The 24,962-nt window shown below is 53.7% G+C and carries 17 protein-coding genes; 12 read left to right on the forward strand and 5 right to left on the reverse strand.

Going from position 1 to position 24,962, the window contains the following annotated elements; translation table 11 throughout:
- Positions 1-122 precede the first annotated feature (122 nt).
- The 11 genes from ABD949_RS13845 (at position 123) to ABD949_RS13895 (ending at position 17,795) form a co-directional block, all read left to right on the forward strand.
- Positions 123-1,463: a DUF4249 domain-containing protein gene (locus ABD949_RS13845; protein ID WP_345244380.1), complete on the forward strand. Its 1,341-nt coding sequence runs from the start codon at positions 123-125 to the stop codon at positions 1,461-1,463.
- A 667-nt stretch (positions 1,464-2,130) separates the two neighbouring features.
- Positions 2,131-2,565 carry a nuclear transport factor 2 family protein gene (locus tag ABD949_RS13850; protein WP_345244382.1) on the forward strand — a complete coding sequence of 145 codons (435 nt, stop codon included), beginning with the start codon at positions 2,131-2,133 and terminating at the stop codon, positions 2,563-2,565.
- A 117-nt stretch (positions 2,566-2,682) separates the two neighbouring features.
- On the forward strand, positions 2,683-3,567 hold the full coding sequence (locus ABD949_RS13855; RefSeq protein WP_345244384.1) for an NmrA/HSCARG family protein: 885 nt from the start codon (positions 2,683-2,685) through the stop codon (positions 3,565-3,567).
- 296 nt (positions 3,568-3,863) lie between these two features.
- On the forward strand, positions 3,864-4,007 hold the full coding sequence (locus tag ABD949_RS13860; protein WP_345244386.1) for a hypothetical protein: 144 nt from the start codon (positions 3,864-3,866) through the stop codon (positions 4,005-4,007).
- Between the two features lie 14 nt (positions 4,008-4,021).
- Positions 4,022-4,411, forward strand: a complete 390-nt coding sequence (locus ABD949_RS13865; RefSeq protein WP_345244388.1) for a nuclear transport factor 2 family protein — start codon at positions 4,022-4,024, stop codon at positions 4,409-4,411.
- Positions 4,412-4,809: 398 nt separating this feature from the next.
- Positions 4,810-5,418, forward strand: a complete 609-nt coding sequence (locus ABD949_RS13870; RefSeq protein WP_345244390.1) for an RNA polymerase sigma factor — start codon at positions 4,810-4,812, stop codon at positions 5,416-5,418.
- A gap of 23 nt (positions 5,419-5,441) precedes the next feature.
- Positions 5,442-7,970 (forward strand): glycoside hydrolase family 95 protein, encoded by a 2,529-nt coding sequence (locus ABD949_RS13875; protein WP_345244392.1) that lies wholly within the window; start codon positions 5,442-5,444, stop codon positions 7,968-7,970.
- A gap of 110 nt (positions 7,971-8,080) precedes the next feature.
- Positions 8,081-9,172, forward strand: a complete 1,092-nt coding sequence (locus ABD949_RS13880; protein WP_345244394.1) for a FecR family protein — start codon at positions 8,081-8,083, stop codon at positions 9,170-9,172.
- A gap of 241 nt (positions 9,173-9,413) precedes the next feature.
- Positions 9,414-12,884 carry a TonB-dependent receptor gene (locus tag ABD949_RS13885; protein ID WP_345244396.1) on the forward strand — a complete coding sequence of 1,157 codons (3,471 nt, stop codon included), beginning with the start codon at positions 9,414-9,416 and terminating at the stop codon, positions 12,882-12,884.
- 31 nt (positions 12,885-12,915) lie between these two features.
- Positions 12,916-14,370 (forward strand): RagB/SusD family nutrient uptake outer membrane protein, encoded by a 1,455-nt coding sequence (locus tag ABD949_RS13890; protein WP_345244398.1) that lies wholly within the window; start codon positions 12,916-12,918, stop codon positions 14,368-14,370.
- Between the two features lie 74 nt (positions 14,371-14,444).
- Positions 14,445-17,795: a VCBS repeat-containing protein gene (locus ABD949_RS13895; protein WP_345244400.1), complete on the forward strand. Its 3,351-nt coding sequence runs from the start codon at positions 14,445-14,447 to the stop codon at positions 17,793-17,795.
- Positions 17,796-18,094: 299 nt separating this feature from the next.
- Here the strand turns inward: ABD949_RS13895 and ABD949_RS13900 are convergent, their stop codons facing one another.
- The 5 genes from ABD949_RS13900 to ABD949_RS13920 all read right to left on the reverse strand — a co-directional run bounded on the left by ABD949_RS13900 (position 18,095) and on the right by ABD949_RS13920 (position 23,713).
- Positions 18,095-18,592: a hypothetical protein gene (locus tag ABD949_RS13900; protein WP_345244402.1), complete on the reverse strand. Its 498-nt coding sequence runs from the start codon at positions 18,590-18,592 to the stop codon at positions 18,095-18,097.
- Positions 18,593-18,707: 115 nt separating this feature from the next.
- Complete coding sequence (locus ABD949_RS13905; RefSeq protein WP_345244404.1) at positions 18,708-19,112, reverse strand: VOC family protein; 405 nt, start codon at positions 19,110-19,112, stop codon at positions 18,708-18,710.
- A gap of 42 nt (positions 19,113-19,154) precedes the next feature.
- Positions 19,155-20,459, reverse strand: a complete 1,305-nt coding sequence (locus ABD949_RS13910) for an aminotransferase class V-fold PLP-dependent enzyme (RefSeq protein ID WP_345244405.1) — start codon at positions 20,457-20,459, stop codon at positions 19,155-19,157.
- Between the two features lie 75 nt (positions 20,460-20,534).
- Positions 20,535-21,995, reverse strand: coding sequence for an NAD(P)/FAD-dependent oxidoreductase (locus tag ABD949_RS13915; RefSeq protein ID WP_345244407.1), 1,461 nt, complete (start codon positions 21,993-21,995; stop codon positions 20,535-20,537).
- Positions 21,996-22,021: 26 nt separating this feature from the next.
- Positions 22,022-23,713 carry an AMP-binding protein gene (locus ABD949_RS13920; protein WP_345244409.1) on the reverse strand — a complete coding sequence of 564 codons (1,692 nt, stop codon included), beginning with the start codon at positions 23,711-23,713 and terminating at the stop codon, positions 22,022-22,024.
- A gap of 261 nt (positions 23,714-23,974) precedes the next feature.
- Here ABD949_RS13920 and ABD949_RS13925 point away from each other — a divergent pair, with 261 nt between their 5' ends.
- On the forward strand, positions 23,975-24,760 hold the full coding sequence (locus tag ABD949_RS13925; protein WP_345244410.1) for a polysaccharide biosynthesis/export family protein: 786 nt from the start codon (positions 23,975-23,977) through the stop codon (positions 24,758-24,760).
- Positions 24,761-24,962 lie beyond the last annotated feature (202 nt).

Below are 24,962 nucleotides of genomic sequence, written 5' to 3' on the forward strand. Positions count from 1 at the left end.
CGGTGCTCAGTTTTCCGGTAAAAGCCGTGCCCTACAGCGATATAATGAACCATCCGGCAAAGAGTAGAACACCATAATACAATAGTTTTGTAACATGGGCTTCAGCTAACTAAACCTCCTGTATGCGGTCAGTTACTTTATCGGTACTCATCGGTTTATTTACAGTCGTCTTCGCCTGTGTTGACCTGATAGAACTGCCTCAGGTCAACAACAAAGACATTCTCCTGGTAGAAGGCACGCTCACAAACCTACCCGAACCTCAGGTAATAAAACTCAGCCGTGCGCAGGCCGACCCGGCCACGGGTTTGTTTCGGAATGTGCCCGTAACCAAAGCCGTTATGGAGGTGGTCGTAAACGCATCGGAGGTGGTGGCCTGCCACGAGACCCTGGAGGGTCATTATCAGCTCCCTAATGATTTCAGAGGAAAAGTCGGCCACTCCTACCAGCTTCGCTTTACCCTCAGCGATGGGTCAAAGTACCAATCTAACCAGCAGGTGATGGCTGATGTCCCGTCCATTGACAGAGTGACCGCCCGTTTCAACCCAACCAGCTTATCTGCGCAACTCCTAAAAGGCTACCGCGCAGCCCACGACATCTTTATCGACAGCCAGGACCCTGCTGATCAAAAAAACTTTTACCGCTGGGAATGGAAACTCTGGGGCCGCCAGTATTGGTGCCATAGCTGTCGACAAGGTGTATACTCGGTTTACAAAGTTTTGCCGAACACGTATCGGGGCAGAGACTACTTTGTAACGGGCGATGAACGCTATGAAGACTGCTTTCGTCCCCCGGCCGGTAAGGCCGCCGAAGAAGCGCCTGAGGTACCCCAGGAAGACTGGACGTATGATTATGGGTGCCGCACCCCATGCTGGCAGATTATCTACGGATATGACATTGTCGTGCTCGATGACCAATTTATCAATGGCCGCTTAATCAACCAGCAGCGCGTGGCCCAGATTCCCTATTACGATGCCGCGCCATGTCTGGTCGACATCCGCCAAACGTCATTAACACCGGATGCGTATCGTTACTACAAACTCTTCCAGGAGCAGACGCAGCATACGGGGGGATTAGCCGATACACCACCCACGGTTTTAGGCGGTAACGTGCGGCAGGTTAACGATCCGCAAGGTAGTGTTGTGGGTTACTTCTCAGCGTCTGCGGTCTCGCTGGTTCACTTCTGGCTGGACCGCAAAGATGCTGAGGGACTATCCTACGGTTCCTATGGAGCGCTCAGTACGGTTGATACCACCCGGCCGGAAGGCACCTATGGCAGTGGTGGAGATGGCTTATTTTATGCAATTCACCAGCGTATGCCAAATCTGGAACCGTCCCCGCCTTACCTGGGCGAACGGGCAAGACCCAAGGTACGGTTATGGCCTACCAACGACCGTCCCCCGCTGGCACCCTGCCTGCAAAACGATCAGCAAACCCCATTTAAACCCGAGGGCTGGCGCGATTAAGACCTTCTCCGCTTCCACCCGACTCCTGCTATCAAACCAGTCTCCGGAACAATCAGCGTGCTATCACGCGCTCGTCTTCGACTGTGGCGAGCGACGGGCGAGGACGAGCGTGTGTAACGCGATTAGGAATTTCATCCGTGCTAAAATCGCGTCACAGACGCGAACCTCGCCCGCCACGCGATGCAATCGCGGGCGAACTGAGGCCGCATAGCATTATAGAGCGCTTGTTCGTTACTTTGTATGGGGAGTAGTGGCAGCTTTTGAGTTTAGCGGCCGCCCCGGCGATCCGACCAAAATTACCTGATTACCAGCTTCTCCCTACTTTTTGTCCTGTACTTCGATAGCTGGATAAAACCTGTGGTCGTTTGGCTCATAGGTCAGATCGGGCTTGTAACCCGTACCAAGCCTCTTCTCACAAAAAGCTCACGGGGGAGTCATGATTTCTCATCTCAATTTTGGTCAATCAGCGAAGCAGGAATCCAAAATGTTCACCTTTTCAAACAACACATCACGAATTTTTTGACCTAATTTGCTTATTATCAACATACCTGCTAGCTTAGAGAGCTTGTTGGCATGTGTTTCCCGGGCCATAAATTAATGGCGGTCAATGTTCCTTAATCGGTCAGTTAAGCGGCTCTTTACTAGTCTGTCTCCAATTGAAACGTGTATGAAAACAGGACTTTTGATTTTTCTCCTCCATTTCCCCTTGTTTCTCATGGCGCAATCCACTCAGCGTGTTACCGAAGCTTTTCTGCAATCGTTTGCAGAAGCCTTTAATGCCCATGATCTAACCGCCATCATGGCACATATGACTCAGGACTGTGTGTTCCAGGCCTCGGCCGGGACCGACGCTGATGGCCAGACATTCACGGGGCAAGAGCAGGTCAGGAAAGCCTTTGAAGACGTTTTTTCTACCTTCCCCGATGCGCATTGGGGCCATGCTAAACACTTCATTGTTGGCAACCGAGGCTTCTCTGAGTGGGTGTTTACCGGCACTAAGCAGGATGGCAGCAAAGTGGAAGTAACCGGGTGTGATTTGTTTACCTTTCAGCAGGGTAAAATCGCTGTGAAGAATTCGTATCGGAAGAATCGTCAACAGTAGCAACCGGCCTCTCAAGGTTGTAACACGTCTGAATAGCTGTCGCTCCTGTAGACAAGCCGCTTCTTTAGCTGGTTAATTGACTCTTTCCCTCTGTCTGACAAGAAGATCCAATTCACTATGACCACTAGCCCAAACCAATTTATCGTGGTTACCGGGGCCACCGGTCTGCAAGGCCGTGCGGTGACTCGTCAGTTGCTCAATAGCGGGTGGCGGGTGCGTGCCTTAACCCGTAACGGCAACAGCCCAGGTGCACAGGCTTTAGCTGCCCTGGGAGCGGAAATCGTTCAGGGTGATATGGCTCAGTCAAATACATTAATCTCCGTGTTTGATGGGGCCTACGGGGTATTCAGCGTGCAGAATCCATATCTGAGCGGCCTTAACGGCGAAATCGACCAGGGCAAAAATGTGGCCAGGGTAGCCAAACAAGTGGGTGTTAAACACCTGATATACAGTTCGGCCGGACCCACTGTCAGGGACACCGGCGTGCCCTCCTGGGAGTCAAAACTGGTAGTAGAGGACTATATGAAAACGCTGGATCTTCCTCTGACCATTTTGCGGCCAATGGCGTTCATGGAACTCCTGACGGAGAAAAAGTTCTTTCCTGCCGTGTCAACCTGGCAGGTAATGCCTAAGTTGATGGGCAGTTCAACTCCGGTCTACTGGGTTAATACTCAGGATTTGGCAATCATCGTTGCCAAAGCATTCGCCGATCCCCACCGCTTCCTGGGTGAGGTGTTACCGCTGGCCAGCGATATCCGCTCGATAGCGGAATGTCGAACGATTTATCAGCAGGTAATGGGTAAGAGTCCTGCCCGATTCCCCCTGCCGGTTTGGTTATTTGAGCGGATGGGTCTGATTGGACAGGATTTAACCAGCATGTGGCGCTGGCTGGGCAGGGTACCACTTGAGACCAGTACGGAAGCCCTCTACACGATTCACCCAGATGCGCTGCCTATACGGACCTGGTTGGAGCAACACAAAAGCAGCCATAGCACCAGTTGAGACTGGATCTGCCTCAGGCCCTCATTTGTTCAACAACTTTTGAGAAACTCTTTAGTCGTTCATGGGCAGTTCCTGTAAAATTTACATTTTGTTATATCTCCCCAAACGATTCCGGAGAAGACATCATTTCCAGTCCCAGTTTTTAGAGATTTAATAGCTACCGACTTCAACCGTTCGCTCAAAATAATTAGGCATCAGTTTACAAAAGCTATAACTTAACTGATAATCAATTCAGTACTGCATACTGAACGCTTCCTTTATTCGGGTACGCTTCCACCCATCAAACCCCCTCTATCATGAAAACCAATACTCGTAAGGGGGACAAATACTTTCCCATAATCGATCTGGCCTCTTTCGGGCAGAGCACTCCGGAGAACATCGAAGTAACCATGACAGCCGAAGGCGATAATGCGCAGATATACGAAGAATTTATACCATAAACTCAATCAACATCATGACACATTCAAATGAAGAAACTATTCGTGCAGCCTACGGGGCGTTTGTAAAAGGGGATTTAGAGGGGTATCTACAGTACTGTACTGACAATATTACTTTTAGTGTACCAGGACACGGTAAAATATCGGGCCTCTTCAAAAAAGATGAATTCATTTCGCCTTGGGTTAGCGGGGTTATGGAATTAACTAAGGGAACATTTCGGGAAACGGTTAATGATATTGTGGCAAATGATCACCGTGGTGTCGTATTAGCGACCCATGAATTTGAGCGGAATGGCCGGAGCTTCAAGTATGACACTGCGCATATTTACAGGATTAAAGACGGCAAACTGGATTCGTTTGAGGAGTATCCCGCTGATCTATACTATTTTGATGAAGCCTGGAGTTGAAGCCAAACACGTAATACATTTTTAACCGGGAGTACTTCTGGCCATACATACCGCAATCACCACAACTAGCTAAATAGCTGCCCGCTTTGGAATGTTAAAATGGCTTGGCTCTTGAATGGCTGGACAAGTCGCGTCGGCGGGCCGATTGTAAAAACAGTCGGTTCGCCGGCGCGACTTGTTACTTCTTACACTCTATTCTTTTTTTGAAAGGGTTCGTTAACTGAAGAATTCACAAAATAGGCTGGTAATCAGACCATTTCTGGATTTTTATATTTTTTTGAGATATAATTTAAGAATAGCGAGGTTATATCTGCTGCTTCTCACTCTCATTGCAATAGAAGAGTACCCGATTCATTTTCTGTGGAGTAGTACCCATTCACGAACGGACAAGCAGCTTTATGTCCAAAAGGCAGCGCTTAACACTACCTGAAGCCAAGAAACTCTGGCAGGACTTTCGTGCCGGAGACTCGTGTGCCTTAGCCAAACTGATGCAGGTCTACTATCCCGACCTGCTTCATTGGGGCATGCGGTTATGTCCCGACCGCGAAATGGTCAAAGACAGCATTCAGGATACATTCCTCAGCCTGTGGACCAAACGAACCTCCCTGCTTGAGGTGGAGAACGTCCGGGCTTATCTGCTCAAAAGTATCAAGACCCGCCTGCTGAAGGAATTAACCGGCAAACAACACCAGGCGTTCTCCTTTGAACTGCCCGAAGGTTATGTTTTTTCGGTGGAGTTCTCGGCCGACCTGCGACTGATCGAAGAGGAACACGAAGTATACCAGATTCGCCGGCTGGAACAGGCCCTTAACCAACTGCCGGAGCGCCAGAAGGAAATTATTTATCTGCGTTTTTACGAACAGCTCGACTTCGAGCAGATTGCTGATATTATGCACATTGGGCGGCAACCGGTTTACAACCTGTTGTACAAGGCGTTGCACAACCTGCGTACCTATTGGGTAGCGTCTGTTTTTCTGCTGGGCCTGTTGGGCTTCTCAAAAATTTAGCCAACTACTGCTTGTAACTGCATATGCGTTTTGTGAAAACAGCGGCTATTAGCCTTCTCCTGTGGTGTGGTCACCTGCTGGCAACTGCTCAGTCAATACCGTTTCCCAAGCTGGCTTTATGGTATAAACAGCCGGCCACGCTACCTAAGGGGCTGCCCTATGGCCCTGGAAAAACCACCAATCCCTGGGATAACCGCAACCGGCAGGGCTGGGTTGAGGCCCTGCCCATTGGCAACGGCAAAGCGGGAGCCATGGTCTTTGGCGGTATAGCCCGCGAACGCATTCAGTTGAACGAGGAAAGCTTGTGGGCGGGCTACTTTGCCGACGCTAATAATCCCAAAGCACTATCGGCGCTGCCCACGGTACGCCGGCTCATGTTTGAAGGAAAAGAAGACGAAGCGGAAGTATTGAGCAAGAACGCCCTGGGGGCCATTACCAAACTGGGCGTTTATCAGACAATGGGCGATCTGTGGCTGCACTTTGAGGGCATCGATGCCCGTCAGGCTACTGATTACCAGCGCTCACTGGATCTGGAACGAGCCGTTGCCACCACCTCATTCACCATCAACAAGGTGCGCTATCAGCGCGAAGCCTTTGCGTCGCACCCTCAGAACGTATTGGTCCTGCGACTAACGGCCTCCGCCCCCGGTCAGATCTCCACTACCCTGAAGATTACCCGCGAACAGGATGCGGTCTCCCTGACCGAACAGGGTAAGTTAGTGCTGAGAGGGCAGGTAAACTTCCCCGATGAGCAGCAAGTCAACCGGGGTATGCGGTTTGAGACCCAGGTAAAACCACTGGTGAAAGGAGGCACGCTAGTGGCCAGGGGCGATTCAATCGTTATCCGGCAAGCCGACGAAGTGGTGCTGTACATTGCCCAGGCAACCAGCTACACCCCCCAGGATCCTATCCAGGTTTGTTCGGCCTTACTGAGTAAGGCAACGGCCAAACCATTCCAAACGCTGAAGCAGGAGCACAGTACCGACTACCAGAAGCTCTTCAGCCGGCTGCAACTGACCCTGAACGGAGTAGGTACCGAGGAAGCCTGGAGAAGACCCACCAACGAACTGGTCGAATCGGTTCGGCAAGACAGTACCGGCAATGAGTTCATGACGGTGCTGCAATACCAGTACGCCCGTTACCTGATGATTGCCTGCTCTCGTCCGGGCGATCTGCCCGCCAACCTGCAGGGGCTCTGGAACGAACACCTCAAACCGGCCTGGGCCAGCGACTATCATACGAACATTAACCTGCAGATGAATTACTGGTTTGTTGAAACGGCTAATCTGGCCGATTGCCACAAACCCCTGATCGAATACATGCAGCAGATGATACCTTACGGGCAGCAGACCGCCCGCAACCAGTACGGGGCCGGCGGCTGGGTCATGCACCACGCCATGGACGTCTTCGGTCGAACGGCACCGGACCAGGGCGGAGTGGGCGTGTGGCCGGTGGGGGGAGCCTGGCTGAGCCGTCATGCATACGAACATTTTCTGTTCTCGCACGATAAGCAATTGCTGCGCACTAAGGTATACCCCCAAATCAAAGGAGCCGCTCAGTTTATGCTCGACTTCCTGGTAGAGATTCCCGAAGGCCTGCCCTTTGCCGGACGGCTGGTGACCAATCCGTCTCACTCTCCGGAAAACACCTACGAAAAGCCGGACGGAAAACAACTCATGCTGGGTTATGGGGCTACCATGGACACCGAGATTATTCAGGATGTATTCGACAACTGTCTGGAAGCCATTGACATCCTCAGCCAGGATGACCCTTCGTTTGATGAGTCCTTTAAGCAGCAGTTGCTGGCGGCCAAAAGCCGGCTAGTGCCGATTCAGATCAGTCCGTCGGGTCGGATTCAGGAGTGGATGGAAGACTATAAAGAGCCGGAACTGGGACACCGTCATATTTCGCACCTCTACAGCCTGTACCCGGATAATGCCTTCTCGCTGGTAAAGACTCCCGCGTTAGCCCAGGCAGCCCTGCGCACACTGGAGGTGAGGCTGAAGGGCAACCCCAGCCAGCCTAAGTTCCGATATGGCTCGTATGATCCTTATCTGAATGGCAAGGGTGGCACCGGCTGGGGTCGGGTTTGGGTAAGTCTGTTCTATTCCCGGTTGGGCATGGGCAATGAAGCACTTAAGCACCACCGTATCTTACAGTCCAATTTTGTCCTGCCGAACCTGCTGGGCATTGCTCACGGTACGTTTCAAATCGACAATGTATTTGGCAATGCCGCCACTACCTCAGAGATGCTCATCCAGAGCCAGGATGGCTTCATCAATCTGTTGCCCGCCTTACCGGATGCCTGGTCCAGTGGCCAGGTGAAGGGTTTCCGGGCGACCAGCGGCTTTGAGGTAGCGATGAGTTGGGATAAGAAACGCCTGACGTCAGCGAGTGTTATTTCCCGAGCGGGTCAGCCCTGCCGGCTGAAAGGACTCAACCCGGTTGTGAGGGTAACCGCAGATGGCCGAGCGGTGGCGTTTACCAAAGAAGCCGATGGATTGATTCGCTTCAACACCCAGCCGGGTAAGACCTACACGCTCTACTTCTGATTCGGCAAAACCACCCAATGTCAGGGCACATTGTAGATTAAACAGAATTGAAGGTTATAAAACGCCACTATCCATATCATATAGATACTACTACGATTCTGCAGGCTGCCATGAAAAAATACGAAACGTTCAGCGTCGAAGACTTTGTGATGGATGACCACTTCCGCGATTGGGTGCAGGGCAACATCAACAACGAGACGTTCTGGCTGGCTTTCATGCACCAGCATCCCGAAAAAACCGACACCATCCGGCAGGCGGAACGAATCATCCGGGCGATGAACATCAACCCGACCCCCGTCAGTGAGCAGGAGGTACGGGCGGAGGTAAACCAGTTCATGCAGCAGCTTCAAACGCTGGAGACCAGTCAGCCCGTTCGCCCCATGCGCCGAAGCTGGTGGTGGGCCGCAGCTGCTATGGTAATCATGGTAGGTTTGGGCGCTGCCGTGTTCGGATTGATGCGCCGGCCGGCGGAAATAGTCGCGTCAAAAAAGCCACAGCCGACAAAGCCGGCCGCGACGGCGGCACTGGCCGAAACGGTGAATTCGACCAGTAAAACCCTGAAACTGGTGCTCAGCGATGGATCTACCGTTCACCTGGGGCCTTCGAGCGCCCTCCGGTATGCGCCCCATTTCGGCAGTGAATCCCGGCAGGTATACTTAACCGGCGAAGCAATTTTCGAGGTAGTACACACCTCGGCTCCGTTTCTGGTATACGCGGGAGATGTTGTTACTAAAGTGCTGGGTACCAGCTTTGTGGTGCGGGCTTACGAAACCGACAAAAAAGTGACCGTGCAGGTGCGTACCGGCAAGGTGTCGGTGTACCGGGAGGCCGAGTCCCGGAAGGCCGGACCCCGGCAGCATTCCGGAAATAGTCTCAATGGATTTGTGCTATTGCCAAACCAGGCGGCTATCTACGATAAGGCCATTCAGCAGTTTACCAAAACACTGGTAGCGAAGCCGGTGGTGATCCGCCCTGCCGAATTTGTGTACGACGATACGCCCCTGGCGGAGGTCCTGCAACAGCTACAGCAGGCCTACGGTATCCATTTACAGTACGATGCCGATGCGTTTACGACCTGCCGGATTACGGCGACCTTCAACGACGAGAGCCTCTTCGAGAAGCTCGACCTGATTTGCAAGATGGTCGGCGGCACGTACGAAATTGTGGACGGGCAGATTGTGCTCAACGTCCGCGGTTGCTAATTCTTTTTCCTGAACTCACCTAAACCCCTTGTACGCTATGCCAAAATAAGACTCGCTAAGACTCAGTTTTAAGGCAAAAAAAATCGGCAGTACTGGTCCTACTGCCGATAGGTCAAGCCCCTCCCTGTTTGTCAGCCTCCCTCTCGGGATTATGCAGAGGAACTCTTCTAAGAAATGGATTTCTCAAAACCTGATTAAAGTTATGAAACAACCATGTACAGGCCAAATCTGGTGGCAGATTATGAAGGTTTCTGTAATTCAATTTGTTGTTATGCTGGCTATTGTGGGAACCTCGTTTGCCCATGATACCCACGCTCAGGAGTACCTGAACCGGCGTGTTACCCTGAATCTGGAGGAAAAGGAAATCAGAAAGGTCCTTGCCCTGCTGGAGAAGGTAACCGAGGTGCGCTTCATGTACAGCTCCCAGGTGGTACAGGGGAACCCGAAAGTGTCGCTCCACGTGGCTAATGAGCCCCTGGGTGAGGTCCTTGACCGGCTCCTGAAACCCCTCCGCATTCAGTATGAACTCATCGGCAATAAAGTCGTCCTGACTTCGGTGAGTACCTCGCTGAACCTGTCTAACCTGACAATGCGGATGGCGCAGGAGTTGGCCACGCGCGTCGACCGGACCATTACCGGCACCATTACCGCCGAAGAAAACGGAGCCCCCCTGCCGGGAGTGAATGTCATCGTGAAAGGCAGTATTCGGGGAGCTACCTCCGACGTAAACGGGAAATATTCCCTGGCCATACCGGATAATGCCGTAACGCTTATCTTCTCATTCATCGGCTACGAAACGCAGGAGGTGGCGGTGGGAAACCGCCTGGTGGTCGACGTTAACCTGAAAGTTGACGTCCGGAGCCTCAACGAGGTCGTGGTGATTGGATACGGTACGCAGCGGAAGCGGGATGTAACCGGGGCGGTATCGCAGGTGAAAGCCGACGAAATCAAAGGGTTGCCCCTGACCGGGCTTGACCAGGCGATTCAGGGCCGGGCAGCCGGCGTGCAGGTAACCCAGAACTCCGGGGCACCGGGCGGAAGCGTATCGGTGCGGATTCGCGGGGTAGGTACCGTAGGCACCACCACCGACCGGGGCCAGGGAAGCAGCGCCAACGAGCCGCTGTACGTGGTAGACGGTCTGCCTACGGGTAGCCTGAATGCCATTAACCCCAACGATATTGAATCCATCGAAATTTTAAAGGATGCGGCTTCTGCCTCCATCTACGGTTCGCGGGCGGCCAATGGCGTAGTGCTGGTAACCACCCGGCGGGGCAAAGAAGGACGCACGCGCATCGAATTCGACAGCTACGTGGGTGTGCAGACGCCGGCCCGGAAGATAGAAGTACTCAACGGCCCGGAGTTTGCTACGCTGGCGAACGAATCGGTAACCAATTCCAATAACGACCCGCGGACAACCGTTCCCAAAAATAACCCGCTGAACCCGCTCTGGGCTAACCCGTCCTCACTGCCAACCTACGACTGGCAGGATGCGATTTTCCAGAACGGGGCTATCCAGAACTACAATTTTACCTTGTCGGGCGGCACGGCCAAGTCCCGTACAGCGGCTTCGTTCAGTTACTTTCGGCAGGATGGCTTAATTATAAACTCCTTCTACCAGCGCTTTACCGGTCGTATCAACAGCGATTATCAGGTAGGCTCCCGGCTCCGCTTCGGGCATACCCTCAATATTGCGCGGGATAACCAGCAGGTGGTACCCATTGACCGCGATTACGACGGTATCCTGCAAACGGCTTACCAAATGCACCCGATGCAACCGATTTACGCTGCCGATGGCTTACAGAGCCCCACGCTGTTCGGCCTGGGCGGGTATTCCCATTTCCCTCTGACAACCGAACCCCGGTATTACCCGCGCCAGTTGTACAATCCGCTGTACCGGACGAAGGTAGTCGAAAATGACCGGGTTAACCTGCGGATGCTGGGCCTGGTATTTGGCGAGTTAGACATAATCCAGGGGTTAACGTTCCGTACGAGCCTGGGAATTGAACTGGGCAATTCCGGCAGTACGGGTTATACCCCCTTTATCTCGGCCAACATCTTTGGGAATACGACCCGCGCCGATGCCAACGAGGACATGAGCCGCAGCTACCAGTGGAACTGGATTAACACGCTGAACTTCAGCCGGACGTTCAACGAACGTCATGTAGTGAGTGCGCTGGCCGGTATCGACGCGCTGAAAGGACAGTCTTCGTACCTCAGCGGAAACGCCAATACGTTCGTCAACCCCAATGTGCGGGCGTTTGGCTTTACGGAGCAGAAGAACCGGAATGTGGGGAACAGCCTCGGCGATTTTGCCCTGCTTTCCTACATCGGCCGTCTGTCGTACGCCTACGACGATAAGTACCTGGTTCAGTTTAACATCCGGCGCGACGGTTCACCCAACTTTGGCCCCGAGAACCAGTTTGGTCTTTTCCCCTCGGTGTCGGCCGGCTGGCGGCTTTCCCGCGAAGGGTTCCTGCGCAACAACTCGTTTGTCAACGACCTGAAGCTCCGGGCGAGCTGGGGGGTGCTGGGCAACCAGAACATTCCTAACTTTCAGTACATGAATACCTTGTCGTCCAACGAAATCGAATATTCGCTGGGCACCGGGGCACAAGCTGCCGCTACGGGTATTACGGTACGAAGTCTGGCCAATCCGGCTATCAAATGGGAATCGACCACGCAGATTGATGTCGGTATCGATGCGTCGCTGATGCAGGGCCGCATCAACATCGTAGCCGATTACTACGACCGCGAAACAAGGGATATGCTCGTTCGGATTCCGGTACCAATGTCCCTCGGAGCGCCCAACAACAGCATTCTGCGCAATGCCGGGGGTATGCGCAACAGTGGCTTTGAATTTGCCGTGGGCTACCGGGCCAACAGCGGCAAAGTCCGGTGGAGTGCCGATGTGAACCTGGCTACGCTGCGGAACCGGGTAACCTCGCTGGGTGACGGTGGCCGGCCGATTGTCCGGAACATGGACGTAGGGCAGAACAACGCCAACTCACGCACCGAAGTGGGCCAGCCGATTGCCTATTTCTGGGGTTACCAGACAGCGGGTATCTTTCAGAGTCAGCAGGAGATAGACGGTTCCCCGATGAAAGAGCAGGCGATTCCCGGCGACCGGCAGTACATCGACATCAACGGCGACGGTAAAGTTGACGGCAACGACCGAACGAACCTCGGCAGTGGTTTACCTAAACTCATCTTTGGCGGAAACGTCCGGGCCGATTATAAAAACTTCGATGTAACCCTATTTCTGCAGGGACAGGCGGGCAATAAAATTGCCAACAACAACCGCCGGCACCTGTACGACATCCGGAACTACAACGGCCAGGGGGTACAGAACGTAGCGAAGGAGATGATGAACCGGTGGACCGGACCGGGTACGAGCAACACCATTCCGCGGGTAGCGTATTTCACGGCATCCGACAACAACCGCTTCTCCGATTTTTACGTCGAGGAAGGTGGTTTCGTGCGTTGCCGTAATTTCCAGATTGGCTACACCCTGCCGCAGAATCTGACGAAGCGGCTCAGTGGCGATCGCCTGCGGGTGTATGTAGCGGCCCAGAACCTGTTTACCATCACCCGATACTCCGGTTACGATCCGGAGGTGGGCAGTCTTAACCAGGATGTGCTGAATACCGGATTTGATATGGGACGCTACCCCGTGGCCCGTACGCTGATGGGCGGTTTAAACCTGAGCTTTTAACTGACAAACCAGACAAAACCATTCGCTTTATATGAAAAAGCTAAAGATAGCCATTCTGAGCATGGTAGGCCTGCTTACCATCTACGGTTGTACGAAGACGTTTCTGGACCTGACCCCGCAAAATGCCATTACTGACGTTGCCTACTGGAAAAGCGACAAAGACTTTGAGGCTGGTGTAAACGCGGCCTATTTTGCCCTGCAGTGGAACGGGGCTTCGTTTCCGTGGTACGCGCTGGCGGGTATGCCAACGGGTGACCTGAAGCCCAACGAGAACGCCAATCACTTTAACCTCGAAGCGCTGAACTTCCAGGCTGTTAATAGTGAGCTTGTCAGCTCCTGGTCGGCTGGTTATGAGATCATTACCCGCGCCAATCTGGTGCTGTCGCGGATGGAGAAAGCTCAGCCTTCGGAGTTGACGGCCGATCTGAAAACGCGCCTGGTGGGCGAAGGCAAGTTCCTGCGGGGTTTTGGCTATTTCCAGCTCGCCCGTCAGTTCGGGGGCGTGCCCCTGATTCTGGACGAGCAGACGGCAACCTCGCCTACTGATGTGCCCCGCGCGCCGGTGGAGCAGGTGTGGGCGCAGGTCGCCAAAGATTTTACGGATGCTGCGACTAATCTGCCGGTTAAGTACGATGCCGTCAATGTGGGGCGGGCTACCAGGGGTTCCGCGCTGGGGTACCTGGCCTACACCTATATGTACCTCAAAGACTGGCAGAAAGCCGCCAAAGCCACCGAAGACCTGATGGCGTTGGGTATCTACGACCTGACGCCCGACTACAAGAAAACCTTTGCCATTAGCAATGAGAATAATGAGGAGACGGTGTTTGAGGTTCAATACCGCGATTCACAATTGGGCTGGGGAGCCTCCCGTAACGGCCACTATCTGCCGCAGCAGTTGGCCCCCCGTGGAATTGGCGAGAAGTACGCCCCATATGGCGGTTGGGGGAACCAGCTTCCGACCGAGCAGGTGGTGAAAGCCTTTGAACCGGGTGATGTTCGTCGCAAAGCGCAGATTCTGGTGGAAGGCGACGAGCCTTACTACGGATTTGAGATGGAGAAAAAGTGGACCACCACCGGCTATGCCTATACAAAGTGGTGGCAGGGACCTTCGGCTAACGACCACAGTGCCATCAACCTGAAGCAGTTGCGGTATGCCGAAGTATTGCTGAACTATGCCGAGATTCTGAACGAGCTGGGCCGTACGGCTGAGGCTTACACGCACATCAACCGGGTGCGGGCCAGGGCAAAGCTTCCGCCTAAAACAGCGGGTACGAAAGAAAAGGCCTTGGACGATATTATGCAGGAACGTCGGGTCGAAACCTTATGCGAATACAATCAGTGGTATCACCTCACCCGAACCGGTAAGGCCGCCGAATTCCTCAAAAAAGAATACGGACGGGATTTCAAGCCGCACCAGGTTGTCTTTCCGATACCCCAATCTGAATTGGACGTGAACCGGGCGCTCACCCAGAACCCCGGCTATTAGTGAGTTATTGTTGAAATTAGGCCGACACCCGACAACCGGGTGTCGGCCATTCATGTCCTACCCACCTTTGGCCCATGAACTGTAGAGCGGTCTTTTCCGGTTTGGTAATCAGCGGCCTGATGAGCGCCTGCGGCTGGCAACAGTCCAGTCCTACGCTCTTTAAAGAAGTCTCTTCTTCGCAAACCGGCATTACGTTTACGAATCAGTTGCAGCCGGTTTCGACGAACAATATTCTGGAGTACGATTACTTCTACATGGGCGGGGGCGTAGCGGCTGCCGACTTCGATAACGATGGGCTGACAGACCTGTATTTTTCCGGTAATCAGGTATCGGGTAAGCTCTATCGCAATACCGGGAAGCTGAGATTTGAAGACATTACTGAATCAGCCGGGGTGACCACCAGCGCGTGGTGTTCGGGCGTAGCCGTGGCCGATGTGAACGCCGACGGCTGGGCCGATATCTACGTCTGCCATGCCGGGCTGAACAACACGCCCAACCAGCTATTCATCAACCAGGGGAAGCAACCCGATGGCTCCATCCGCTTCCGCGACGAAGCGCCCGCCTATGGCGTTGCGTACAAAGGCTTTACCACCCAGGCCGCATTTCTGGATTACGACAAAGATGGCGACCTGGACTTATACCTGCTCACGCACTTTCACGAAAAGGTAAACCCCAACTACCCCAAGTTCAGAATCACCGACGGCTCCGCGCCCAGCACCGACCGGCTCTACCGCAACGACGGCAACGGTCGCTTCACCGATGTGACCATACTGGCGGGCGTAACGACGGAGGGATTTGGGCTGGGTATCGCCGTCAGCGACATCAACGGCGATGGCTGGCCGGACGTATACGTAGCCAATGATTTTGCGTACGACGATAACCTGTACCTCAATCAGCAGGGCACCTTTATCGAGAGTGCGCACCGTCACCTGCGCCACACCTCCCGCTTTTCCATGGGCTGTGACGTAGCCGACTTTAACAATGATTCGTACCCGGATATACTGACCGTGGATATGATGCCGGATGACAACAAGCGGCAGAAACTGATGGGCATGGGTACCACCAACGACCTGTTCAATCTGTCGCTGCGCCAGGGATATCTGCCGCAGTACGCCCGCAACATGCTGCAGCTCAACAACGGCGACGGCAGCTTCAGCGAAATCGGGCAACTGGCCGGCATCTTTAAAACAGACTGGAGCTGGTCGGCGCTGTTTGCTGACTTGGACAACGATGGCTGGAAAGACATTTACATCACCAATGGTATCCCCCGCGATATTACGGACAATGACTTCACGGCTTTCCGCGATGCCGAGTCGCAGATGATGGACGGCAGCTACGAGGTCGTGCGGGAGCGGCTGCTGAAGCGGGTAGAGGAACTGGAGCCCGTTGATAAGCCGAACTTCGCGTTTCGTAACCAGGGTGGTGATAAAGCAGGGGATTTGACGTTTGCCGACCAGGGTGAGGCCTGGGGACTGGCCAAGCGGGGCTTCTCCAACGGAGCTGTCTATGCCGACCTGGACAACGACGGGGATTTGGACCTGGTGACCAACAACCTCAACGAGCCGGCCTCCGTGTTTGAGAACCGCAGCGAACAATTCAGTAAGCACCACTTCTTCCGGCTGAAGCTGAGTGGTCATGTGGCTGCGGGTGCTAAGGTGCGGGTGGTGACGGGCCGAAACGAACAGTTTGCCGAGTACAATCCGTACCGGGGCTTTCAGTCCAGCCAGGAGCCATACCTGCATTTCGGGTTGGGAAAGGCGGCTCAGGTAGATACGCTGGAGGTCATCTGGCCCGACGGCCGGCGGCAAGTCCAAACGGCTATTCCGGCTGACACGCTACTGGCACTAGCTTATCAGCAGGCCGGAGAATTGACCAGTGATTTTGCCTTTGGGCGATGGGCCCAGCCGCAGGAGCCGGCTCTGTTTAAGACACTGCCGCTGGCGAATGGCTTGTCATTTGTCCATCAGGAGAACGAATACGAAGATTTTAACAATGAACCCCTGCTGCCGCACCGCTTTTCCCGCAACGGCCCGTACCTGGCCACCGGCGACCTGAACGGTGATGGGCGGGATGATATATGGATAGGAGGGCCGGCCCGCACCAGTGGCAGCCTGTTTTTTCAGCAGGCCAACGGGCAGTTTACGACCCGACCGGTGCCCGACCCTGGGTTTGAGGACATGGGCGGTACGCTGCTCGATGCCGATGGGGATGGTGACCTGGACCTGTACGTGGTCAGTGGTGGTAACGAGTACAACCCGCTGACGGCTGCTTACCAGGACCGGCTGTACATGAATGACGGTAAGGGCAATTTTGTGCGCGACAAAGCGGCCGTTCCGGTCGAATACGCCAGTGGCAGCTGTGCCCGTGCGGCTGACTACGACAAAGACGGCGATTTAGACCTGTTTGTGGGTGGGCGCGTGGTACCGAACCGCTACCCCGAACTACCCGAAAGCTTTCTGCTGCGCAACAAGGGTCAGGGGCGTTTTGAGAGCGCTACGGCAGAAGCTGCGCCCGATCTGTCGTATGTTGGCATGGTGACAGATGCGGTTTGGGTGGATATAGACCGGGACACCTGGCCCGACCTGGTCGTGGTGGGTGAATTTATGCCGGTGACCATATTCCACAACGAAGCAGGGCGACTAAAACGCTGGTACCAGTCGGCTCAGACGGGCTGGTGGATGAGCGTAGCCGCCGGGGATTTCGACCAGGACGGCGACCCTGATTTGGTAGTCGGCAACTGGGGCCTGAACAACCGGCTAAAGCCTACTGCAGAGCAGCCGGTAAGCCTGTACGCGGTACCTTTTCCAGGCGGTGTTCAGCCCCTGCTCAGTTACTACCTCAACGGGGAGGAAGTGCCGGTTTTGGGACGCGACGCGCTGGTTAGTCGATTTCCGGTGGTTAAGAAGAAATTTCTAACCTATAACCAATTTGCCAAAGCTGCCGTTTCTGACCTGTTCGGGAAAGAGGAGTTACAAAACACCCTACAAGCTAACTCATTTGCGTCGGTGTACATGGAGAATACCGGAAAAGGAAGCGACGGGGCGCTAAACTGGAACGTTCGTCCGCTGCCGATGCCGGCTCAATTGGCACCAATAACGGGCATGGGACTCGGCGATTTTAACGCCGATGGAAATCTGGATGTCCTTACCATTGGCAATCAGTTTAGCCCCGACTACCTGACGGGGCGTTACGATGCCACCTGTGGCCTGCTGATGCTGGGTAACGGAAAGGGTGAGTTCCGGCCGTTGCGTTCGGCCCAAAGCGGCATTCACCTGTCCGGAGACATGAAAGCGCTGGCTCCGCTGCAGATAAGTGGTAAGAAGCACTGGCTGGTTGGCACCAATTCTGCCCCCCTTCAACAACTGGTTCAGCAGAAAGCCGCCACCAACAGCGAAGGACAGCAGTACGCCCGGCATTATAGATAATTTTTAGGTTAGGGATTAAGGGTTGGAGAGCCCAGCGAGCTATCGCTGGGTTTCTTTTGAAATATCCAGCGCTTCCAACTGTTTTAGCACCTGTTCCGTTGACCAAATCTTTAAGTAGGCTATTATTCTTTTATTGGTTCGGGCGTGTAACTGACCTTGTACAATATCTCTGAAAAGGCTCCAGAAACGATTTTTTCAGGCCCGGAAGCGTCCCGTCGACAAGGCTAGATGATTGGGTGGCCTGATGAAGCATTGGAAGTAAAAATAACCTTTTGGGGCTCTCCTAAGCGTATTCTCCCTTACCTGTTAAACAGCTTCTTTATCTCTTTTTGTGTAAGCACAATATGGTTTTCTTTGGTGGAAACCATAATAGCCGGCGCTGTAAGTTTAGGATAATGCTGTACATGTACCATCTCGTTCCCCAGTTTAAATATCTTTTCCAATTCTTTGTTTTTCCTGTTTTCGGCTGTAAAAAAAGTATTTAGCAGGTCGTATAAATTTCCGATTGTATTATCTATACCACTAAAGAAGATGCTGAAATGTTTATACACAGTCATATCTGAACTGTTCTTTAACTTTTGATCATCCTGAAGGTATAAATGGTAAGTAGTATCCGTTTTGCTGACAAAGTATTTTAAACTGGCTTTTGTGTTTGCCAACCATTTTATTTCGCCAACTGTTGTCCAGTTAGTTTTGGAGGCTTCTATTTCATGTAATTGGCCGAATGAACTTAAACTCAGCAGGCAGCCAACCAACAATTGGCTGCTTGTTTTATAAATCACTTTCACCTTTTTCATATCGACTTACAGTAGAAGGGTGTTTTACTTTTTTTTTAAAATTATTGTTCCAAAGCAGTTACAATTTATAGGTACTATTGGCTTTGTTACATAGCTAAAGTAGAAAGGCTCAAAATCAAAAGCCCTCGGCTACTTTGGGCTCAATCATGTCCCACAGATTGCCGTATAAATCGGCAAATACCGCTACGGTACCATACGGCTCTTCCGACGGCTCCCGGATAATCTGAACTTTGTTGGCTAATAAGTTTCGGTAATCCCGCCAGAAATCGTCCGTATGCAGAAACAGAAAAACGCGCCCGCCCGTTTGGTTGCCAATCCGCGTACGCTGTTGCTCGGTAGCGGCTTTAGCCAGCAGGAGCGCACACTCCTCTGAGCCGGGTGGTGCTACCCGCACCCACCGCTTAGTCTCACTAAGGACGGTATCCTCCAGGAGCACAAACCTGAGCTTCTGCGTGTAAAAACGGATAGCGTCATCATAATCATCCACAAGTAAGCTTAACTGGACAATTCGCTGTTTCATAAACGCTCAGGTTAGTTTGCCCAAACAGGCCTTGTTCCCAAATCAGCTTTTTTTTCGCTTACTGGCAATGTCGCCGATGGCCGTTACCAGCCGATCGAGATCTTTGGGCGAGGTGTAGATGTGTGGGGTAACGCGGAGGCCGCTGAAACTCTCCCACTGAATGGGTGAGGTATGGATCTTGTACGTGTTCAGCAACGGGCCTTCCACTTCGCCGGGCTTCAGGCCGTCGATGGAGAAGAACGCCAGCGCGCAGGCGTAGTCGGGTTTGAGCGAGGTATGAAGGCGGACGCCGGGAATGCCCTGCACCTTTTCGGCCCAGTAGTTTTTCAGGTACTGCAACCGGGCCTGCTTCCGCGCCGAACCAATGGCGTTGTGGTAATCCACCGCCGTTCCAATGGCCATTTCCGAGGCAAAGGAGCGGGTCCCTAGGGATTCGAACTTGCGGATGTCGGCACCGTCGGGTTCGGTATTGGAGAGCAGCGCCCACACGTTTTTTATCTTATCGCGCCGGATGTACATCATCCCGCTGCCGAAGGGCGCACAAAGCCACTTATGCAGGCTGGTGGCGTAATAATCAACGCCTAAATCGGGTATTTTGTAATCCAGATGCGCAAAGGAGTGAGCACCGTCACAAATAATCTCGATACCGCGCTGCCGGGCCGCATCGGCTATTTTCCGCACTGGCAGGATTTGTCCGACCCAATTGATGATGTGCGTAATATGTACCACTTTGGTACGCGGGGTAAACGCTTTCACAAACTGACCGACCAGGTAATCGTCGCTCTCAGAAGGCAGGTCCAGGTTCAGCCAGACGAGCTTGATGCCGTCGCGCTTCTCGCGCTGCTTCCAGGCATTGATCATGTTAGGGTAATCCTGTTTGGTCAGGATCACCTCGTCACCGGCTTTCAGGTTCAGCCCGAAGATAATAGTATTCAGCCCTTCGGTAGCGTTGCGGTTAATAGCCAGCTCTTCCGGGGAGCAGCCCGCCAGATCGGCCAGCTTGGCACGCAGGGCTTCACGGCCCTGATCCAGTATCCGCCACATATAATAAGTTGGGGCTTCGTTGGCGTACTGGTAAAAACGGATATGAGCGTCCTGTACCACTTTCGGCTGCGGACTCACGCCCCCGTTGTTCAGGTTCAGCAGGGTGGGCGAGACGGTAAAGTCCTGCTTGACTCGCCACCAGAAGTCTTCGTCCTGCGCCAGGGCCTGCGGAGACACACCAGACGCGTAGGATTGGTAGTGCTGAACGGTATGCGCTTCGGCTTCGGTAAAAAACGCGGGCAGGGTCAACGAGCCGGTTGCCGCTACCCCCAATTGCCGGAAAAACGATCGACGGGAAGACATGAGCGTCGGGTACAGTTAGGTTGAAACAAGGTTAGGTTAGTGCCTTAAAGGTACACAGATTTCGAATTCTACCCGCTAATCCCTGGCGGCCAGCCAACCCAAAAGACCTTTTTTTGCCCTGATCTGGACGGCCTGCCCCTGATGCCCGGCGTTGAACTTCGCCACGATGGCCGGCTCATACTGCCGGAACAGTTCAGGATCAAAGTTAGCATGGGGCAGATGGGCCAGTACATAGCGGATGTCACGCGCCCCGGTGATCCACGTTTCCCAGACCTCCTGTCGCTGCCGGATACCCAGGGCATTGACCCCGGTGACGGCTCCCGTGTCGGTGCGGTAGTTGATGCGCAGGGACTTCCGCCCGTCGGGATGCTCCCAGTAAAACGTTTGCCGGCTACCATCGTCGGGTACGTGAGTGGGCACGTAGCCGTACGTCTGATACTCGATGTCGAAGAACTTGGCGGAGTTGAAAAATACGCCCGGCTGGTAGGGCGTCCGTTTACCCAGCAGGGTTTGCGCCAGCGTTTCCCCCATAATGCGGCCGGTGTACCAGATCTGCTCAATGGGTTTCCGGCCCGTCGGCGGGCTGCGGTGCTGCACACAATCACCGATGGCGTATACGTCCGGCAGGTTCGTTTCGAGGTACTCGTTTACCAGAATACCCCGGTCTACGGCCAGATCCGTATTTCTTAAAAAGTCTATGTTTGGGCTTACGCCTACCGCAATGCCCACAAACTGCGCAGGAATCCACTCCCCGGCGGTAGTTAGTACGGCCCCCACCCGGCCGGTGCCATCGTCCACCAGTTCCTGTAGCTCAGTCTCCAGCCGCAGATCGACATGATGCTCCCGGATGTGCCGGGTCGCCACGGCCGATTCCTCAGGTGGTAATACAGAATCCCAGAAGCTTTCTTCCCGCACCAGAAACGTGACGGCAATGTCCCTGGACAGCAGCATTTCACACATTTCGATGCCAATGAGCCCCCCTCCTACTACAACCGCCTGTCTGATGTCTTTGGTGCCGGCTTCCATCCGCTCCAGGTCCGGCATACCGTATAAACCCTGTACCCCTTTCAGGTCCTGTCCTGGCCAGTCATAAAAGTTGGGTCTGGAGCCCACCGCCAGTACCAGCACATCGTACGAAAGCTCCCGATTGTCCAGTGTCTCCACCGACTGTGGCATTTCATCCGCGCTGACCTTCCGGAACCAGGGGCTGGTCCGTGAGTTTTTCTCGCCCCGCGTCTGGGCCGAGTATTCCTCCACAAAGCGGTTGGAGAGGACCAGTTTTTTGGCGGTAAAGTCGACCTGCTCCACATAACCGCGTAGCAGGTTGATGCGGTTTTTGGGCCAGAACCAGTCTTCGTACGGTTTGGTATGGTGGTACTCCAGATGCCCCATGTAAATATACATCAGGGCGGTGCGGGAGAAAAAATGGTCGGTTTCTGAGGAAATTACCGTAATTCTATCTTCACTCTGTTTACGAATGTGCCGGGCAGCCGTAATACCGGCAATGCCATTGCCTACAATAACGATATGACGCATGGACGGAAGGTAGCACTTTTTTGTGTTTACTCCTCCCAGACAATGGTTTCTTCCCGGCTATACCAGGGTTCCAGACGCGGCTCATACTGCTTTTCTACCACGTTGCGTTTAATCTTCATCGTCGGCGTCATCATGTTGTTTTCTACCGTCCAGGTATCCTTCACCACCACCACTTTCCTGATCCGCTCGTAGGTGTGTAAGCGCGGGTTCAGCGCGCTTACCGTCTGCTCCAGGCTCTGCGCCACCAGCATCCGGTCGGCGTGGCGGCCCATCTCCGACAGCACGACCAGCGCCACCGGCTGGGGCAGGTTCTGACCCGCTACGCAGATCTGCTCCACAAAGTTGTTATCAGCAAAGCCAAACTCAATCTGTGCCGGCACCACATATTCTCCTTTAGGGGTCTTATACATATCTTTTACCCGGCTGGTTATCTTCAGATAGCCATTTTCGTCCAGTTCGCCTACATCGCCGGTATACAGCCAGCCGTCACGGAGCACAGCGGCCGTCATCTCCGGCTCCCGGTAGTAGCCCCGCATCAGCCAGTCAGCGCGGGTCAGCACCTCGCCCGTGTCGGGATCAATCTTCACATCCATGCCGTCGTACAACTTACCGACGGTGCCGTCTTTGATTTCGTCAACAGGCATCATCGACACGGCTCCCAGGTTTTCGGTCATTCCGTAAGCCTCCTGAATGGTAATACCCAACCGACGGAACCACTGGATGAGCGAGATGGGCATGGGTGCCGCGCCGGTCAGAATAAACACGGCATCGTTCAGCCCCAGGCCTTTCCGTATTTTTCGCTTAATAAAATCCGACAGAAGCGGAATCCTGAGCAGCCGGTCTAGCTTCTTCTGCGGCAGTTTGGCCAGGATACCCAACTGAAACTTGGTCCAGATACGCGGCACCGCCAGAAAATGCGTCGGCCGGGCCGCCACCAGGTTTTTAGCGAACGTGTCGAGCGATTCAGCGAAGTAAATGGTTCCCCCGGAGGTCAGGCTACCGGCTTCTACCACATTGCGTTCGGCAATATGACAGAGCGGCAGATACGAAAAATAGCGGGCGTCTTTTACGTCCAGCCGGGCCACCGGCGCTACGGCCTTCAGAAACGTAGCGGCCGCTTTCATGTCCAGCATCACGCCTTTAGGGCTTCCCGTGGTGCCGGAGGTATACACAATGGTGTATATATCGTCTGGCCTCCGCAGCGGGCTGTCCAGCATGGGTTCGTAGTTCTTCAGTACGTCCTCCCAGGGCATCAGGCCCGGATCAGGGGCCGGGGCCGCCGGTCCGTAGGGCGGGAAGCTAATGCCATGAACCCCGTTGGGCACCCCCGGCTTCATGGCCGGCCAGTTGTCCAGCTTCCCGACAAACAGCACCGGGCAGCCGCTATGCTCCATCACCTGCCGGAGCTGGTCGGCGGTCAGGGTCGGGTAAAACGGTACGGATACGTGCCCACTGAGCAGAATAGCGATGTCGGCAATGATCCAGTGTGCACAATTCTTCGAGACCAATCCAATATTGCTGCGGGGCGGCAGTCCCAGCGAGTTCAGGTAGGTAGCCATGATGCGGGCCTGGCGGCCAACCTCACCCCAGCTATAATCGATATAGTGATTGCCGACGGGCTGGCGCAGGTAGATTTTGGCGGGCTGCTGTCGCTCCCAGTGGTAGAAATGATGGGCATGCGTTGCCAGATCGGTCTGAAGAGAATGTATAGCTTCCATAGGACGCACGGATGATACCTTTTCTCCTCTAAATTAAATAATTATAATAAAAAATTGCAAAAAATCCAGTAAAAGACCGCGTTACGCTGATGGCCGTTTCTGCTTAGCGAATCTCTCCCCACACCTGAATACATCAGGATATACATGTTTCTCTCGTTTATGAGTAATATTGTTGCGCCAATTTTGCAGACCCGGCCTTGTAGCCGGTCTGAAAACTATCCTCCATGTAGGTGCCTCCGGTCAGGAGGTCTTTAATTATTTATGAGAAATTTAACATGGCTAGTACTTAGCCTCTTGTGCCTCAATCTGGTATCCTGCATATCCCAGAAAGAAATAGCGTATTTTCAGGATGAGAGTCCGGAAAGTCAGGAGCAGGTTCTGACGATCACCAATCGGTATGTACCTACCATTCAGCCCTCCGACATCCTGTCCATCTACGTGAGCAGCCTGAATCCGGAAGCGACAAATTTCTTTAATCCGTATGCCCCTGCTGAGCGCGTCGCTTCGGCACCAACCCAACCGGGGCAGATCAGCACCTCCGTCGGGTATCTGGTTGACAATGAGGGTATGGTTGAACTGCCGCTGCTGGGCAAAATTAAACTAGCGGGTATGACTACGGTAGAAGCCCGGGAGGTAGTTCGGGAGAAGCTAAAGGTTTACCTGAAGGAGCCGACCGTCAATATCCGGTTCCTGAACTACAAAGTTTCGGTGCTGGGCGAGGTTGCCCGACCTTCGCTGTTCAATGTACCCAACGAAAAGATAACCCTGCCCGAAGCACTCAGTCTGGCCGGTGACATCACGATCTATGGCCGCCGGGATAATGTTTTGATCATCCGGGAGACCAACGGCAAGCGGGAATTTGCCAGGGTAAACATGAACCGCCGGGATCTGTTTCAGTCGCCCTATTATTACCTGCACCCCAACGACGTGGTCTACGTAGAACCGGGCCGGGGCCGGGTGGCCACCGCCGACCGCCTGTACCAGTTGGTACCGGCTGCCCTGAGTGCCTTATCCTTTATTGCCATCGTTGTGCAATACACCCGTTAACCGCCGGCCGGTGGTCTGTCATAAGCCGGAAGTAATATGAAGAGCCTGCAATTTATTTAATTTTTGTAAATTGCTACCTCAATAAAGACAGCCAGTCTGTTTGGCAGATCCGGGAACACCCTGAACGGTTACGTTTAAATGCACCATTCGATAAGTATTTTTCAGCGAATGGTAATTTTATCGTTTAAGGGTAAGCATTAAC

Origin of the sequence: Nibrella saemangeumensis, from assembly GCF_039541915.1 — a bacterium.
Classification (GTDB): domain Bacteria; phylum Bacteroidota; class Bacteroidia; order Cytophagales; family Spirosomataceae; genus Nibrella; species Nibrella saemangeumensis.